The organism is Streptomyces sp. NPDC059355, assembly GCF_042752335.1.
Taxonomy (GTDB): Bacteria; Actinomycetota; Actinomycetes; order Streptomycetales; family Streptomycetaceae; genus Streptomyces.
In genome coordinates this window covers 1-15108 of record NZ_JBHYXN010000008.1, presented here as the reverse complement: position 1 = coordinate 15108, position 15108 = coordinate 1, and the positions used below count along the sequence as shown (strand labels likewise).

General features: G+C 72.9%; 15 protein-coding genes and 1 tRNA gene. 12 read left to right on the top strand and 4 right to left on the bottom strand.

Annotation, left to right across the window (positions count from 1 at the left end):
* Positions 1-30 precede the first annotated feature (30 nt).
* The 5 genes from ACFXGI_RS10095 (at position 31) to ACFXGI_RS10075 (ending at position 2530) form a co-directional block, all read left to right on the top strand.
* Positions 31-459 (top strand): roadblock/LC7 domain-containing protein, encoded by a 429-nt coding sequence (locus ACFXGI_RS10095; protein WP_384705118.1) that lies wholly within the window; start codon positions 31-33, stop codon positions 457-459.
* Positions 459-872 carry a DUF742 domain-containing protein gene (locus tag ACFXGI_RS10090; RefSeq protein WP_384704954.1) on the top strand — a complete coding sequence of 138 codons (414 nt, stop codon included), beginning with the start codon at positions 459-461 and terminating at the stop codon, positions 870-872. Before ACFXGI_RS10095 ends, ACFXGI_RS10090 begins: the two co-directional genes overlap by 1 nt.
* Positions 850-1479 carry an ATP/GTP-binding protein gene (locus tag ACFXGI_RS10085; protein WP_384704953.1) on the top strand — a complete coding sequence of 210 codons (630 nt, stop codon included), beginning with the start codon at positions 850-852 and terminating at the stop codon, positions 1477-1479. The genes ACFXGI_RS10090 and ACFXGI_RS10085 overlap by 23 nt, the downstream gene beginning before the upstream one ends.
* Positions 1476-2027: a GAF domain-containing protein gene (locus ACFXGI_RS10080; protein ID WP_384704952.1), complete on the top strand. Its 552-nt coding sequence runs from the start codon at positions 1476-1478 to the stop codon at positions 2025-2027. The genes ACFXGI_RS10085 and ACFXGI_RS10080 overlap by 4 nt, the downstream gene beginning before the upstream one ends.
* Before the next feature lie 143 nt (positions 2028-2170).
* Positions 2171-2530: an MmcQ/YjbR family DNA-binding protein gene (locus ACFXGI_RS10075; RefSeq protein ID WP_384704951.1), complete on the top strand. Its 360-nt coding sequence runs from the start codon at positions 2171-2173 to the stop codon at positions 2528-2530.
* Here the strand turns inward: ACFXGI_RS10075 and ACFXGI_RS10070 are convergent.
* On the bottom strand, positions 2527-3426 hold the full coding sequence (locus ACFXGI_RS10070; protein ID WP_384704950.1) for a transketolase family protein: 900 nt from the start codon (positions 3424-3426) through the stop codon (positions 2527-2529). The two genes, ACFXGI_RS10075 and ACFXGI_RS10070, sit on opposite strands and share 4 nt — an antisense overlap.
* An 11-nt stretch (positions 3427-3437) precedes the next feature.
* The gene (locus ACFXGI_RS10065; protein ID WP_384704949.1) at positions 3438-4139 is read right to left on the bottom strand and encodes a transketolase; all 702 of its coding nucleotides are present in this window, start codon (positions 4137-4139) and stop codon (positions 3438-3440) included.
* A 137-nt stretch (positions 4140-4276) separates the two neighbouring features.
* On the opposite strand from ACFXGI_RS10065, the gene ACFXGI_RS10060 reads away from it, so the two are divergent.
* Positions 4277-4350, top strand: a tRNA-Pro gene (locus ACFXGI_RS10060).
* 273 nt (positions 4351-4623) lie between these two features.
* Entirely contained in the window at positions 4624-5325 is a 702-nt protein-coding gene (locus ACFXGI_RS10055; RefSeq protein ID WP_384704948.1) for a hypothetical protein, read from the top strand.
* Here ACFXGI_RS10055 and ACFXGI_RS10050 read toward each other — a convergent pair.
* Positions 5322-5597, bottom strand: coding sequence for an acylphosphatase (locus tag ACFXGI_RS10050; RefSeq protein WP_384704947.1), 276 nt, complete (start codon positions 5595-5597; stop codon positions 5322-5324). The two genes, ACFXGI_RS10055 and ACFXGI_RS10050, sit on opposite strands and share 4 nt — an antisense overlap.
* Before the next feature lie 382 nt (positions 5598-5979).
* On the opposite strand from ACFXGI_RS10050, the gene ACFXGI_RS10045 reads away from it, so the two are divergent.
* The 4 genes from ACFXGI_RS10045 (at position 5980) to ACFXGI_RS10030 (ending at position 12181) form a co-directional block, all read left to right on the top strand.
* Positions 5980-6198, top strand: coding sequence for a hypothetical protein (locus ACFXGI_RS10045; RefSeq protein WP_030869645.1), 219 nt, complete (start codon positions 5980-5982; stop codon positions 6196-6198).
* Positions 6199-6271: 73 nt separating this feature from the next.
* Positions 6272-7078, top strand: a complete 807-nt coding sequence (locus tag ACFXGI_RS10040) for a hypothetical protein (protein WP_384704946.1) — start codon at positions 6272-6274, stop codon at positions 7076-7078.
* A gap of 50 nt (positions 7079-7128) precedes the next feature.
* Entirely contained in the window at positions 7129-9270 is a 2142-nt protein-coding gene (locus ACFXGI_RS10035) for an NHLP family bacteriocin export ABC transporter peptidase/permease/ATPase subunit (protein WP_384704945.1), read from the top strand.
* A 1-nt stretch (position 9271) separates the two neighbouring features.
* Positions 9272-12181 carry an NHLP bacteriocin export ABC transporter permease/ATPase subunit gene (locus ACFXGI_RS10030; RefSeq protein WP_384704944.1) on the top strand — a complete coding sequence of 970 codons (2910 nt, stop codon included), beginning with the start codon at positions 9272-9274 and terminating at the stop codon, positions 12179-12181.
* A gap of 23 nt (positions 12182-12204) precedes the next feature.
* Here ACFXGI_RS10030 and ACFXGI_RS10025 read toward each other — a convergent pair whose 3' ends face one another.
* Complete coding sequence (locus ACFXGI_RS10025; RefSeq protein WP_384704943.1) at positions 12205-12897, bottom strand: YitT family protein; 693 nt, start codon at positions 12895-12897, stop codon at positions 12205-12207.
* Between the two features lie 244 nt (positions 12898-13141).
* Between ACFXGI_RS10025 and ACFXGI_RS10020 the strand changes: the two genes are divergently transcribed.
* Positions 13142-14932: a VanW family protein gene (locus ACFXGI_RS10020; protein WP_384704942.1), complete on the top strand. Its 1791-nt coding sequence runs from the start codon at positions 13142-13144 to the stop codon at positions 14930-14932.
* Positions 14933-15108 lie beyond the last annotated feature (176 nt).

Here is a 15108-nt window from a genome sequence, read left to right as displayed (position 1 = left end):
ACCTCTCACCTCGGCAAGGAGCGCACCACCATGGGCGGCGAAGCGGCGACGAAGACCAGTCGGCTCTCGGACCTGGACTGGCTGCTCAGCGGCCTGGTCCAGCGGGTCCCCTACACGCGCAGCGCGGTCCTCCTGACCGCCGACGGCCTCGTCAGCTGCGTCCACGGCCTCGACAGCGACAGCGCCGACCACCTGGCGGCGCTGGCCTCCGGGCTGTATTCGCTCGGGCGGAGCGCCGGATCCCGGTTCGGGGGCGGGGCGGAGGTCCGGCAGGTGGTGGTCGAGCTCGACTCCGCGCTCGTCTTCGTGTCGTCCGCCGGGGTGGGCACCTGCCTCGCGGTCCTGGCCGACCGGGAGGCCGACGCGGGAGTGCTCGGCTACGAGATGGCGATGCTGGTCAAGAGCGTCCGGCCGTACCTCGCGGCCCCGCCGCGGCGGCCCGTCGGCGACCCGGAGTGATGCGCGCCCGCGCCGCGTACGGCACGGGGGCCCCGCGCGACACGCCCTGGCTCGACGATTCGGCGGGCCGGGTGATGCGCCCGTACACGGCCAGCGGCGGCCGGACCCGCCCGGCCGCGGCACTCGACCTGCTGTCCCTGGTGACCGCGACGGGAGTGCGGCCGCGCGGCCCGCTCGGCGCCGAGCACACGCTCGCGCTGCGCCTGTGCGCGGGCTCCGCGGCCGTCACCGTCGCCGAGGTGGCCGGACAGCTGCGGCTGCCGGCGGTGGTGGTGAAGGTGCTCCTGTCCGACCTGATGGAATCCGGGGCCGTCACGGCGCAGGCGCCGCGGTTCCCGGGCGGCGGATACGTCGCCGCTGACGACCAGAACCTGCTCCGGGCGGTGCTCGATGGCCTACGCCGACGACTGTGACACCCGTCCCGCCCCCGTCCTGCCCGCGACGCTGAAGATCCTGGTCGCGGGCGGGTTCGGGGCGGGCAAGACGACCTTCGTGGGCGCGGTGAGCGAGATCGAGCCGCTGTGCACGGAGGAGCTGCTCAGCGGGCTGAGCGAGGGCCCCGACCCGCTCGACGGGGTCGAGGCGAAGACCTCGACGACGGTCGCGCTCGACTTCGGGCGGATCACCCTGGACGAGCGGCACGTCCTGTACCTCTTCGGGACGCCGGGGCAGGAGCGGTTCTGGTTCCTGTGGGAGGAACTGTGCGCGGGCGCGCTCGGTGCGGTGGTGCTCGCGGACACGCGCCGGCTCGACGACTGCTTCCCGGCCGTGGACTTCTTCGAACGCCGCGGCATCGGGTTCATCGTCGCCGTCAACGAGTTCGACGGGGGCCACCGCTACACCGCCGGGGAGGTCCGGGAGGCGGTGGGGCTCGGGCCCGAGGTGCCGGTCGTACGGTGCGACGCGCGGCTGACCAGCTCGGGGACGGGTGCGCTGGCCGCCCTGGTGCACCACCTGCTCTTCACGGCGGCGACCGACCCGGCGCAACCATGGAATCCGGACAGGGGAGAACCGAGATGACGTACTACGAGTCGACCGGACACCTGCTGCTCACGCCGGTGGACCGGGAGGCGCCCGCGCGCACCGTCCGACTGCGCGAACTGGGCCTGGGGGAACGGGCGGACAGCGAGCTCGACGCCTTCGCACGGCAGGTCGCCGACGTGCTGGCGGCCCCGTACGCGGGGGTCAACTTCATCGGCGAGGAAAGGCAGTTCTTCGCCGGGCTGCACCACGCGGCGGACGCCCCGGCGAGCGGGTACCCGGCGCGGGTGCTGCCCCGGGACCACGGGTACTGCCCGCACGTGGTGGTGCGGCGCCGGGCGCTGGTGCTGGAGGACGTACGGGACTTCGCGCGTTTCGCGGGAAACGCGGTGGTGGACGAGAGCGGGGTCCGCTCGTACGTGGGCGCGCCGCTGACCGACCGGAGGGGGGTGGTCCTGGGCACGGTGTGCGCGGTGGACGTGGAGCCGCGCCGGTGGGGGACGCAGGGGCTGGCGACGGCCAAGTCCCTGGCGGCGGAGCTGGTGGAGATCATCCATGCGCGGGAGGACGGGAAACGGGCGGGATGAGGGCGCGGTGGCAGTGCGGGCGGGGTGAGGGCGGGGTGAGGGCGGGGGCCGGGCCGGCGCCCGGGGGCGGTTGTCAGTGGCCGGCGCTACGGTCGACGACACCACCCCGGTGCCCGACCGGTGGTGGGGAGAGGAGTCGCGCGATGGCCGTGACCGCCGAGGACGTCCGTACGGCCGCACTGTCGCTCCCGGACAGCAGCGAGAAGCCCGCGTGGGGCACGCCCACCTTCCGGGTGGCCGGGAAGATCTTCGCCGCGCTCGGTGAGGACGACGCCTCGATCGGGGTGAAGTGCCCGAAGGAGGAGCGAGCGGAGCTGATCGCCGCCGAGCCGGAGAAGTTCTTCGTCCGGGCGGGCCACGACGACAACTACGCCTGGCTCCGGGTCCGGCTCGCGGCGCTGGAGAGCGCCGCCGAGCTGCGCGCGATCCTGATCGACTCCTGGCTCCAGGCGGCCCCCAAACGCCTGGCCGCGGCCCACCCGGACCTCGCGGACACCCTCTAGACGAAGGCGCCGATCCTCCGGCGGAGGGAGTGCGGGTCCAGACCGTGCGCGGCGATGTGCTCGTCCATCGTGCCGTAGCGGCGGAGCTCGGCGCGCCCGATGCCGAGGCCGAGGATCCGGTGCGGGACATCCGACAGGGCCTGGGCGGCGGCCGCGGTGGCGGTGCCGGCCAGGTACGGCTCGACCAGGACGACCTCGGCCCGGCCCCGGCCGACGGCCTCGCGCAGCGCCGCGTCGTCGAAGGGCCGCACGGTGGTGGCGTACAGCACGGTCACGTCCAGCCCCTCGGTCGCGGCGAGCACGTTGTCCAGCAGCGGTCCGACGGCGACGACGACGGCGGCGCCGGGACCTCCCTCCCGTACGGTCCGCAAGCCCACGCCGTCCACCGGACGCGGGGCGGCGTTCGCCTGCTGCGAGAGGCGGACGTAGACCTTGTCGTCCCCGGCTGCGTAGGCGTGGCGCAGCAGCGCCTCGGCCTCGTCCGGATGCCCCGGCACGTGGACCGTCCAGCCGTCGAGCGTGTCCAGCAGGGCCACGTCGCCGGGAGCCATGTGGGTGTACCCGCCGGCCGGCCAGTCGTAGCTGGCGTTCGCGCTGACCAGGACCCCGCCCGTGCCCTGGTGCCCGAAGTCCAGCTTGACCTGCTCGAACGGCCGCTCCACCAGGAAGCTGGCGAAGGTGTGCACGATCGGCCGCAGCCCGGTCAGCGCCAGCCCGCCGCCGACCCCGATGAGCAGCTGCTCCCGGATCCCGACGTTGATCACCCGCTCCGGATGGCGCTGCCGGTCGGGCCGGAACCCGTCCATGGTGATCTCGGCGAGCACGAGCGCGAGGCGCGGATCCTCGTCGAGCGCGCGCGAAGTGACGGAAACGAACCGCTCCCGCATGTTGTCCACGGTCTACCCCTCTACTGCTTCTTCTCGACACGGGCGACGACGGCGTGGGGCCGGCCCGGATGCGGTGTGGTGAAGGCGGCGTGCAACGCCTCGTGGTCCCGGCCGTCGACGGTGACCGCCGACCAGCCGGCGGCTTCGAAGCGGGAGGCGATCCCGCCGCGCCAGCCGTGGGTCGCGGAGTCGTTGTCGATCACCACGGTGTGCAGCCGCTCCAGCCCGGCGGCGCCGGCATAGGCGATGGCCTCGTGGTTGCTGCCCTCGTCGAGCTCCGCGTCGCCGATCAGCACCCACACCGCAGGCTCCTCCAGCCCCTGCGCCCGCAGCCCGAGCGCACTGCCGACCGCGAGCGGCAGCCCGTGCCCGAGCGAGCCGCTGCCGATCTCCACTCCGGGGATCAGCGTGCGGTCCGGATGGTGCCCGAGGGGCGAGTCGTACGAGCCGAACCCGCGCAGCCAGTCCTGTGGGAAGAAGCCCTTGGCGGCGAGCACGGCGTAGTACGCCATCGGCCCGTGCCCCTTGGAGAGCAGGAACCGGTCCCGCCCGGGCTCCTCGGCGCCCCCGGGCTCCACGCGCAGCACCCGGTCGTAGAGCACCCACAGCACGTCGAGCGTGGAATGCGCGGCGGGCCCGTGCTTCTCGGCCCCGGTCATGAGCGCGATGAGCCGGCCCAGATCGTCGTAGCGGAACCCCGTGTCCGCGGTTGCCTGTGTCATGCACCGATCGTGCAACCTCAAGCCCGCTTGAGGTCAAGCCCGCCCCGATCCCGCGAAAGGTGCGCGCGACCACCCCAGGAAGTGCGGTATCGTTCTCGTGCGCGTTCACCCCGGGGAAACCCCAGGTCAGCGCGCATCGGGACGTGGCGCAGCTTGGTAGCGCACTTGACTGGGGGTCAAGGGGTCGCAGGTTCAAATCCTGTCGTCCCGACTGTGCTTTACGCACGTCGGAGGCCGTTCTCTCATCCATGAGGGAACGGCCTTTCCCATGTGATGCCGGCATTGCGGTTCGGCCGGGTGGGTAGGGTCGTCCCACCTGGCGGAGGTGGCAGTGCGACGAGGACGTGACATCACCCGGTACCGGTACTGGTCCGAGCGCCAGGTCCGCGCGCTCGAACTGGACAACGGCATCCGTCTCGACCGGTCGTGGCGGGTCACCGCTGTCAGGACACCGGAATCAGCCTTCGGCGTCCCCCTCCCGACGATGGAGCTCGCGGGCTCGCAAGTGCGGGAGCGCAGCCGCCGGCGGGTGGCCGACCGGTTGACGGCGGCCGCGAGACGGCAGACCGCGGTGACCTATCAGGAGCCGCATCCGGTGTTGTTCGCGACGGGCCTGGGTGCGGTGGCCTTCTCTGCGTTCACTGACGGACCGGCCAGGGACAAGGGGGTCGTGCTGCACACCCGGACCCGGAACGCAGTCGGTCAGCGGGTCGACCTGTGCCTGTTCGGCAGCCTGGACAACACTCTCGACTTCCGCCGCGGCGAAGCGCTGGAAGGAAGCTCGTCGTCCGCCTGGTATGCCGTCGCTGAACTCCTGCAGAGCCGGGGCCGACGGAACACCTCGCAGTGGGACGATCACGGGCTCGCCGTCGAGGCGTTGTCGATCGCCCTCAACGACAGGGAGCGGGCGGACAACCCCGACCACGACGACGCCCCCTGGACGCGCCCGCTCGCGCTGGGTCATGCCGCCGATGCCGAGTGGTTCGCGGTGATCTATTCCGACATCACCCTCGACCCGGCGCGGTGGCATCTCGACCGCACCGGACTCGCCGGTACCCAGCGCATCATCGTCGGCGCACCGGTCTGGGTCCGCACCGCAGGCCCGGACGCCCTGGTCCGCTATGCCGAACGCCGGCGGCCGGCACCCGGGCGGCGCTCTCGGTGGCGCCGCCTTCCGTCCGGCTAGGCCAGGATCTCGAAGGTCGCGAGGGCCTGAGGGGGTTCCTCGTGGACTTCCACTCGGGTGACCGCGGCTGTGGGTGGGCCCTGGCGGGTCCAGGTGATCAGGTGGGCCACCGCCTCCGCGGGGCCCTCGAAGGCCGCCTCGACCGTGCCGTCCGGGAGGTTGCGGACCCAGCCCGACACGCCGTACTCGAGGGCCGTGCGGCGGCAGGAGTCGCGGAAGAAGACCCCCTGCACCTCGCCGTGGACGATCACTCTGCTGCGCACCCGTTCCATGGGCCGACCATAGCCGGGCGGCTGCCGAAGTCTACGGATCGTGGTCGGGTCGTCACGGGGTGCCGCTCCCGGGAATCTTCACCCGGTGAAAGTGGAGGGGGTGGGTCCTGTTACATCCCCGGTGGGTTCCTGGGGTGGTTTGGGCGCGTTTGGGCATTCGGGCTGACGGGGCGGCCGGATGTGTTACTCGATCTTGTGGAGGGGGTGTGGGGATCTGCGGGAATGGCCGGAGAGTTCGTGCTGTGTGTCCTCGTCCCCGTTCATGAGAGGTCTCAACGTGGTTGGCTGCGTTGGTTGTTCGCGTGCTTTCATCTGTCCGGCGTGGGTCCTGGTTGGCCGCGTTATTCGAGAATGATCAGACGACTGAAAGGGTGCGCACATCATGCGTAACGACATCGAGACCCGTGAGATCGCCGACAACGAGCTGGACGCGGTTTCCGGCGGTGTCAGCATTTCCGGTGGGCTGCTCGGCGCCGTGACCGGCGACGTCTTCCACGTGGTGAACACGGTCACCTCGCTTCACACGGTCCAGGGCGTGCAGGCCCTGCCCGGCCAGGTCGAGGGCATCGCCGGCGTGCGCGCCGGTGTCGCCGGCCTCTGAGTCGGATGTCCGTGTGAGTGGACCCCGGAGCGTATTTCTCGTTCCGGGGTCTGCCGTGTGAGAAGGGGAGTTCGTGCAGTTTCGTCGAAAGGCGCTCTCCAAACTGCAATCCGGTGACGAGCTCGATGTGCCCGTCCGGTTCGCCCGGCCGCAGGGGAGAATCGTGCTCTGCGTGAGCGTTCTCGTCGTGGCCGCCGCCGGTGTGTGGGCGTACGGCGGGTCCGTTTCCGCCAAGCTGAGCGCACCCGGAATACTCACGCGCGCCCAAGGCAGTTATCTGCTCCAGAGTCCTTTCTCCGGGCAGGTCACCACCGTGCTCGCCAAAGAGGGGCAACTGCTTTCCCCCGGCGCGCCCCTGCTCCAAGTCGCCACCGAGCAAGGCGAACGGACCGTGCGCGCCGTGGCCGGCGGCCGGGTGACGGGCCTGGTCGCCAAGACGGGCGCCGTCGTGGCGGTGGGCGCCGACCTCGCCGTCCTGGAACGGGTCAGCGGCGCGGACGAGCCGTTGGTCGCGGTGCTCTACGTGTCCGGGGGCGGCGGTGCGGAGATCCGCGTCGGGGCCTCCGTCGACGTGGACGTCCAGTCCGTCCCCCGGGAGCGCTTCGGCGTGCTGCGCGGGCGCGTCAAGGAAGTCGGGCGGGCGCCCCAGACGCAGGCGCAGATCGGCGGCTTCCTCGGAGACGCCCGCCTCGCCGCGCAGTTCGCCCGCCAGGGCAATCCCGTGGCGGTGCTCGTGCAGCTCGAACGCTCCTCCGCGACCACCTCCGGCTACCGCTGGTCCACCGCGGACGGGCCCCCCTACCCCCTCGACTCGACGACGCCGGTGACCGGAGCCGTCCACCTCCCCGCACAGCGCCCCGTCGATTGGCTGCTCCCGTGACCACCTCCTCCCGCGGCCGGCCGCGCCCCCCGCGCCGCACGCCCCGTCCCGTGCGCACGCCCACCGTGCTCCAGATGGAGGCCGTGGAGTGCGGGGCCGCCGCGCTCGCCATGGTGCTCGGCCACCACGGCCGGTTCGTACCGCTGGAAGAACTGCGCATCGCCTGCGGGGTGTCGCGCGACGGCTCCCGCGCCGGCAACCTGCTGAAGGCCGCCCGCGGCTACGGGCTGACCGCCAAGGGCATGCAGATGGACCTCGCCGCGCTCGCCCGCCTGAGCCCGCCCGCCATCCTCTTCTGGGAGTTCAACCACTACGTCGTCCACGAGGGCACCGGCCGGCGCCTCGGCCGCCGGGGCGCGTACGTCAACGACCCCGCCAAGGGGCGCCGGTTCGTCCCCATGGAGGAGTTCGACACCGCCTTCACCGGCATCGCGCTCGTCTTCGAACCCGGCCCGCGGTTTCGCCGCACCGGCCGCAGACAGGGCGTCATGAGCGCCGTGCCGGCCCGCCTGCGCGGCACCTCGGGGACGATGCTCGCCGCCGTGCTCTCCAGCCTCCTGCTGGTGGCCGTCGGTGCGACGGTGCCCGCGCTCAGCCGCACGTACATCGACATGTTCCTCATCGGCGCGCAGACCTCCCTGCTGGGCGTGCTGTTCACGGCGATGGCGGCGGCCCTCGTCCTCACGGCCGTACTCACCTGGCTGCAGCAGGCCAACCTGCTGCGCGGCCGCATCATCTCCTCGACGCTCGGCAGCGCCCGCTTCCTGCGCCACCTGCTGCGGCTTCCCGTCGCCTTCTTCACCCAGCGCAACCCCGCCGACCTCGTCCAGCGCCTCCAGTCCAACGACGCGGTCGCCGAGACCCTCGCCCGCGACCTGGCCGCCGCCGGCGTGGACGCCGTCGTGGTCGTGCTCTACGCGGTCCTGCTGTGGACGTACGATCCGCAACTCACCCTCGTCGGCGTGCTCATCGCGCTGCTCAACCTCGCGGCCCTGCGGATCGTGATGAGGATGAGGGCCACCGGCACGCAGAAGCTGCGCGCCGAGAGCGCCCGGCTCACCAACACCTCGTACAGCGGCCTCCAGCTCATCGAGACGATGAAGGCCACCGGCGGGGAGAACGCCTTCTTCCGCCGCTGGGCCGGCCAGCACGCCGTCACCCTCGACGTACAGCAGCGGCTCGGCGTCCCCAGCGCCTGGCTGGCCGTGGTCGCACCCACGCTCGCCGCCCTCAACAGCGCGCTGATCCTGATGATCGGCGGCCTGCGGGCGGTGGAGGGGCACCTTTCGGTCGGCCTGCTCGTCGCCTTCCAGGCCCTCGTGACCAGCTTCACCGCCCCGATCACCCGCCTGGGCGCAGTGGCCGGACGGATCCAGGACTTCGCCGCCGACATCGCCCGGCTGCGGGACGTCGAGAACTTTCCCGTCGACCCCCTTTACCTGCGCCGCGAGCCGCTCTCCGGCACCCGCCGGCTCAAGGGCCACGTGGAGCTGGACGGCATCACCTTCGGCTACAGCCCCCTCGACGCGCCGCTGCTGAAGGGCGTCTCGCTCGCGGTCGGCCCCGGGCAGCAGATCGCTCTCGTCGGCGGCTCCGGCAGCGGCAAGTCCACCGTCTCCCGCCTGATTTCCGGCCTCTACACGCCGTGGGAGGGTGCCATCCGCATCGACGGGATGCGGCTGGAGGACATCCCGCGCGGCGCGCTGGCCGCCTCCGTGTCGTTCGTGGACCAGGACGTCTTCCTCTTCGAGGGCACCGTCCGCGACAACGTCGCCCTCTGGGACCCCTCCATCACGGACGAGGCCGTCGTCGCCGCCCTCCAGGACGCCGCCGTGTACGACGTGGTCGCGCGGCGGGCCGGCGGCATCCACAGCCGCGTCGAGCAGGACGGGCGCAATTTCTCCGGCGGCCAGCGCCAGCGCCTGGAGATCGCCCGCGCCCTGGTGCGCCGTCCCAGCGTCATGATCCTGGACGAGGTCACCAGCGCCCTGGACGCGGCGACCGAGCAGATCGTCATCGACAACCTCCGGCGCCGCGGCTGCGCCTGCGTGGTGATCGCCCACCGGCTGAGCACCGTGCGCGACAGCGACGAGATCGTCGTACTCGACCGGGGCACGGTCGTGGAGCGCGGACGGCACGAGCAACTCCTCGCCGCGCAGGGCGCGTACGCCGCACTGGTCAAGGAGCACTGACGTGGCGACCCCGCAACAGGCCTACCGTCCCCACCCCGTACCGGATCCCGTCGTCGCGGCCCTCGGCGGGCTCGGCTCGGCCGTCGACTGCACGGGCCTGCGCAGCCTGTCCCTGGACGGGCCGCTCGTACTGTGGCTCGTGGTCCAGGGCGAGCTGGACCTGTTCGCCGTCGACGCCGCGCAGGCGGGCCACTGGCACTTCCTCGGCCGGCTGGAGTCGGGGTCGCTGCTGCTCGGCCCGGTCGACGGCCCCGCGCACACGCTGACCGGGCGCCCGCTGCAAGGCTGCGTACTGCGCCGCATCGAGCTGCGCGAGCTGCACCGGCCGGAGTACGGAGCCCCGGGGGTCCCCGCGTACGGCGGAGACCGGGGCCGGCACGGCGGGTACGCCGACCACGGCGGCCACGGCGGCCACACCGAGGCGTGGCAGCCCGGGCCCAGCCCGCTCGAGGACGCCTTCGCCCGCGGCATCGGCCGGGGGCTGCGCGTGCTGTACCAGGCGCCGCTGGACGGCGGCCCGGACACCGCTGCCCGGGGCGGCGCCGACGAGGACATCCTCTGGATGCAGGTCCCGCCGGGCAGCGTGCAGTACGGCGCCGTGTACGAGCCGTACGAAGGCGCGGCGGGCACGCTCCTCGTCGACGAGAGCGTGTGGCAGGGCATGGTGGACCGGCAGTACCGGCTGCTGTCCGCCCTGGACCGCCGCATCGAGCAGGACGAGCGCGACCACGCGGACCGCACCGCGGCCGGCATCGAGGCCGGCGAGGCGGCCCGTACCCAGGCGGACCGCGCCCTGCTCGACTCCATCGGCCGCTCCCGCCGGGGCACGCGGGGCGCCGCGGGCGACGACGCGACCTTCGCCGCGTGCCGTCTGGTGGCCGCCGAAGCCGGCATCGCCCTGACCGGGCCCACGGGCGCGGACGCGGCCCCCGGCCCTGCGCGGACGGACCCGGTCGAACGCATCGCCCTCGCCTCCCGCGTGCGCACCCGCCCCGTCAAGCTCACCGGCCGCTGGTGGCGGGAGTGCGGCGGCCCCCTCGTCGGCCGGCGCGCGGACGACGGGACACCCGTCGCGCTGCTCTGGCGGCGCGGCCGGTACGAGGCCGTCGACCCGGCCACCGGCGCCCGCGAGCGCGTCCGCCAGGGCAACGCGGCCGCCTTCGCGCCCCATGCCGTCATGTTCTACCGCCCCCTGCCCGACCGGAAGCCGGGCCTGCTGCACCTCGTCCGCTTCAGCGTCCGCGGCAGCGGCCAGGACCTGCGCAGCCTGATCCTGGGCGGGCTCGGAGCCGTCGGCCTCGGCGCGCTCGTCCCCGTGGCCACCGGCCGGGTGCTCGGCATGTACGTACCGCACGCCGAGGACAGCCTCATCGTGCAGACCGCGCTGGCGCTCGTCGCGACCAGCGTGGTCTCGGCCGCCTTCATGCTGCTCCAGAACATCTCCGTCCTGCGGATGGAGGGACGCATCGAGGCCACCCTGCAACCGGCCGTATGGGACCGGCTGCTGCGCCTCCCGGTGACCTTCTTCGCGGGCCGTTCCACCGGGGAGCTCGCCGCCGCGGCCATGGGCATCAGCTCCATCCGCAGCCTGCTGTCCGGCATCGTCTCGGTGTCCCTCCAGGCGGGCACCGTCGGCGCGATGAACCTCGTGCTGCTGCTCGTCTACAGCGTGCCGCTGGCGCTGGCGGCGCTCGCCATGCTGCTCGGCGTCGCCGCCGTCTTCCTGGGGCTCGGGCTGTGGCAGCTGCGCTACCAGCGCCGGCTGATCCGGCTCGGCAACAAGCTCGACAACCAGGCGTTCCAGACCCTGCGCGGACTCCCCAAACTGCGCGTGGCGGCCGCCGAGAGCTTCGCGTACGCGGCTTGGGCGCGGGAGTTCGCCCGTACCCGCGAACTGCACCGGCGCATCGGCCGGATCAAGAACGTCCTCACCGTCCTCAACGCGGTTTATCTGCCGCTCTGCACGCTCGCGATGTTCATGCTGCTGGCCGGACCGGCCCGCGGCACCATGTCGGCGGCCGAGTTCCTCACCTTCAGCACGGCCGTGACGATGATGCTGTCCTCCGCCACCCAGCTGACCGGCGCACTCCTCTCGGCCGCCGCAGTGCAGCCGATGTTCGAGCAGGTCAAGCCGCTGCTCCAGGCGGCCCCGGAGGTACGGACCGAGGGCATCCGGCCGGGCGAGCTCAGCGGCGCCGTCGAGGTGCGCAACCTCGCGTACCGGTACGCCGACGACGGCCCGCTCGTCCTGGACGACGTGTCGTTCGCGGTGCGGCCGGGGGAGTTCGTCGCGGTCGTCGGAGCCAGCGGCTGCGGCAAGTCGACCCTGCTGCGCATGCTCATCGGCTTCGACCGGCCGGTCTCCGGCAGCGTGCTGTACGACGGCCAGGACCTGGCCGCCCTCGACCAGGCGGCCGTACGCCGCCAGTGCGGTGTCGTCCTGCAGAACGCGCAGCCGTTCTCCGGGTCGATCCTCGACTGCATCCGAGGCTCCGGTACGTACTCCCTCGAAGAGGCGGCGGAGGCCGCCGCGCTCGCCGGCCTCGCCGAGGACATCGAGGCCATGCCGATGGGCCTGCACACCGTGCTGTCCGACGGCGGCGGCACCGTCTCGGGCGGCCAGCGCCAGCGGCTGATGATCGCCCAGGCCCTCATCGGCAAGCCGCGCGTCCTGTTCCTGGACGAGGCCACCAGCGCCCTGGACAACGAGGCCCAGCGCGTGGTCATCGAGTCCACCCGCGCCCTGCGCGCCACCCGCATCGTGATCGCCCACCGGCTGTCCACCGTCATGGACGCCGATCGGGTGATCGTGATGGCGGACGGCCGGATCGCCCAGCAGGGCCCGCCCGCCGACCTGCTCGCCGATCCGGCGGGCCCGTTCCGCGAGCTGGTCCGCCGCCAGGTCGGATGACCGGCCGGGGGAGCGCCGGCAGGTCAGCCCCGCACGGGATCCACGGCCCGAGCCGGTGCCGCGGCCCCAGCCGGTTCTGCGCCCCGAGCCGGTTCCGGGGCCTTCTCCTCCTCCGGGAGGGCGAAGACGCGGAGGAAGAGCTGTGAGAGCGGGCCGATGGCCAGGGCGTACGCCACCGTGCCCACCCCCGCCGTGCCGCCCAGGAGGACTCCGGCCGCCAGGACCGTGAGCTCGATCCCGGTACGGACCAGCCGCAGCGAGCGCCCGGTCCGCCGGTGCAGCCCGGTCATGAGGCCGTCGCGCGGGCCCGGCCCGAAGCGTGCGGCGATGTAGAGGCCGGTCGCGACCCCGTTGAGGACGATGCCCGCCGTCAGCAGCGCGGCCTGCGCGACCGCGCCGTGCACGTCTGGCAGCACCGCGAGCGTGGCGTCCATGGTCAGGCCGACGGCGAACACGTTGGAGACGGTCCCGAGCCCGGGGCGCTGCCGCAGCGGCACCCACAGGAGCAGGACCAGCGCGCCGACGGCCACCGAGACCGTGCCGATGCTCCACCCCGTGCGCTCGGCGAGCCCCTGGTGGAAGACGTCCCACGGGTCGAGCCCCAGCCCGGCGCGGACCAGGAACGCGGAGCTCGCGCCGTACAGCGCGAGCCCGACGTAGAGCTGCAGGAGCCGGCGGGGCAGACGCCGCGCGGGGCGGACGGGGGCGAGGGACACCGGTGGAGCCTTTCGAGGAGCCAAAGACCGACAGGTCTTACCGTGTGGCATCCCCCGAACGGCCCAACAGGGCCAATCCGAACCAAGTGGCCTGATTTTCGGCCGGCCGGCTCCGGCGGCACCGGGTCTGTCGCTCCTCGTGAGAACAGGCACATTTTCGACCCTTTTAGTCCGAATTGATGAATGCTGGTTCCCGGTCCACACCGATCCACCAGCGCCACCGGCACCGGGAGAGACGAGAGACATGCGACGCATACACCGCCTGACGATCAACCGGCGGACGGCCCTGCCCTTCGTCGGCGGAGCCGCCGTCCTCGGCTTCGGCGGCCTCTACCTCACCGGTCTGGCCGTGGCGGGCGACGCCATCGCCGACGGCACTCACGTACGGGGCGTCGACATCGGCGGCATGAGCCGTACGGATGCCAAGACCGCGCTCGACGGCGCGCTCGGCCCCGCCGCGGCCGCCCCGATCGAGCTGCGGATCGGCGACCGCGCCGAGAAGGCCGCACCCGCCGCCTTCGGGCTGTCCCTGGACACCGCCGCCACCGTCGACCGCGCGGCGCAGTCCGGAGCCGACCCCTTCACCGTGATCGGCCGCCTGCTCACCCCGGCCGAGAACCGTGAGGTCGAGCCCGTGATCCGTACGGACGGCCCCACGAGCACCGCCGAGGTCGACCGGATCACCGCCGCCGGCCGCGACGCCCGCGACGGCGACATCACCTTCGAGGACGGTACGGCCCGGGCCACCGCCCCCGTCACCGGCATCGCCGTACGCGCCGACCGGACGGCCGACACCGTGCGCACCGCCTACCTGCGCCCGCAGGCCGGGCCGGTCGCCCTCCCCGTGGACCGGAAGCCGCCGGCCGTGGGGCAGCAGGAGACCGCGCGGGCCCTGAAGGAGTTCGCCGAGCCCGCGATGTCCGGCCCGGTCACGCTGAAGGTGGCCGGGAAGACCGTCACGCTCACCCCCGCCGTGCTCGGCAGGCACCTGTCGGTCGAGCCCGACGCGAAGGGCCGCCTGGTCCCCGAGCTCGACGCCAAGGGACTGCTGGCCGAGCCCGCGGTCGCCCGGCAGGTCGCGGCGGCCACCAGCCCCTCCCGCGGGGCCACCTTCCGCGTGGACTCCGCCGGCCGCGCGGTCGTCGCCCAGGACGGGCGCTCCGGGGTGCAGGTCACCGAAAAGGCCTTCGCCGACGCAGTGGTCCCGCTGCTGACGCGCACCGGCGCCGCCCGTACGGGTGAGGTCGCCGTGACGACGGTCCACCCGCGACTGACCGCCGCGAATGCCCAGAGCCTGGGCATCAAGGAGAAGATGTCCTCCTTCACGGTCAACTTCCCGGCCGCGCCGTACCGCACCACCAACGTCGGGCGGGCCGTGGAGCTGATCAACGGCTCCGTCGTGCTGCCCGGCGAGACGTGGAGCTTCAACAAGACGGTCGGCGAGCGGACCAAGGAGAACGGCTTCGTCGACGGCATCATGATCAATGACGGCCAGTACGTGAAGTCCCCCGGCGGCGGCGTCTCGGCGGTCGCGACGACCATGTACAACGCCATGTTCTTCGCCGGCGTCAAGCCCGTCGAGCACGGGGCCCACTCGTTCTACATCGAGCGCTACCCCGAGGGCCGTGAGGCCACCGTCGCCTGGGGCACCCTCGACCTGCGCTGGAAGAACGACTCCGGCCACGCGATCTACGTCCAGGCGCAGTCCACCGACACCTCGCTGACCATCAGCCTGCTCGGCACGAAGAAGTACGACGAGATACGCGCGACCCAGGGCCCGCGGACGAACACCACCCCGCCGGCCAAGCGGACCGGATCCGGTCCGACCTGCGAGGTGCAGACCCCGCTGGAGGGCTTCGACGTGGCCGTCGACCGGGTCTTCGTCCAGGGCGGGCAGGAGGTCAAGCGGGAGACCTACCGCACGCACTACACCCCGCGCGACAAGGTCACCTGCGACGCCCCGCAGACCCCTGCGGCCCCGAGCCCCTCGGCGACCCCGACGGGCTCGGCCGCCGGGCAGCAGGGCCGCGCCTGACACCCGGCCGAAGGCGGGGGCCGGGGCCCTGCCGACCCCTGATCCGGTGGACACCCCTAGGTCGTGTCGTCAAAGTCCCGGCTGGCCGGCGGGGCCTGGCACGCACGCTCGCCGCGTTGTCGTCAGTCACCGACGCTCCGCGTCGATTCCCTCCTCCGCCTTGCGATCGCACGCAC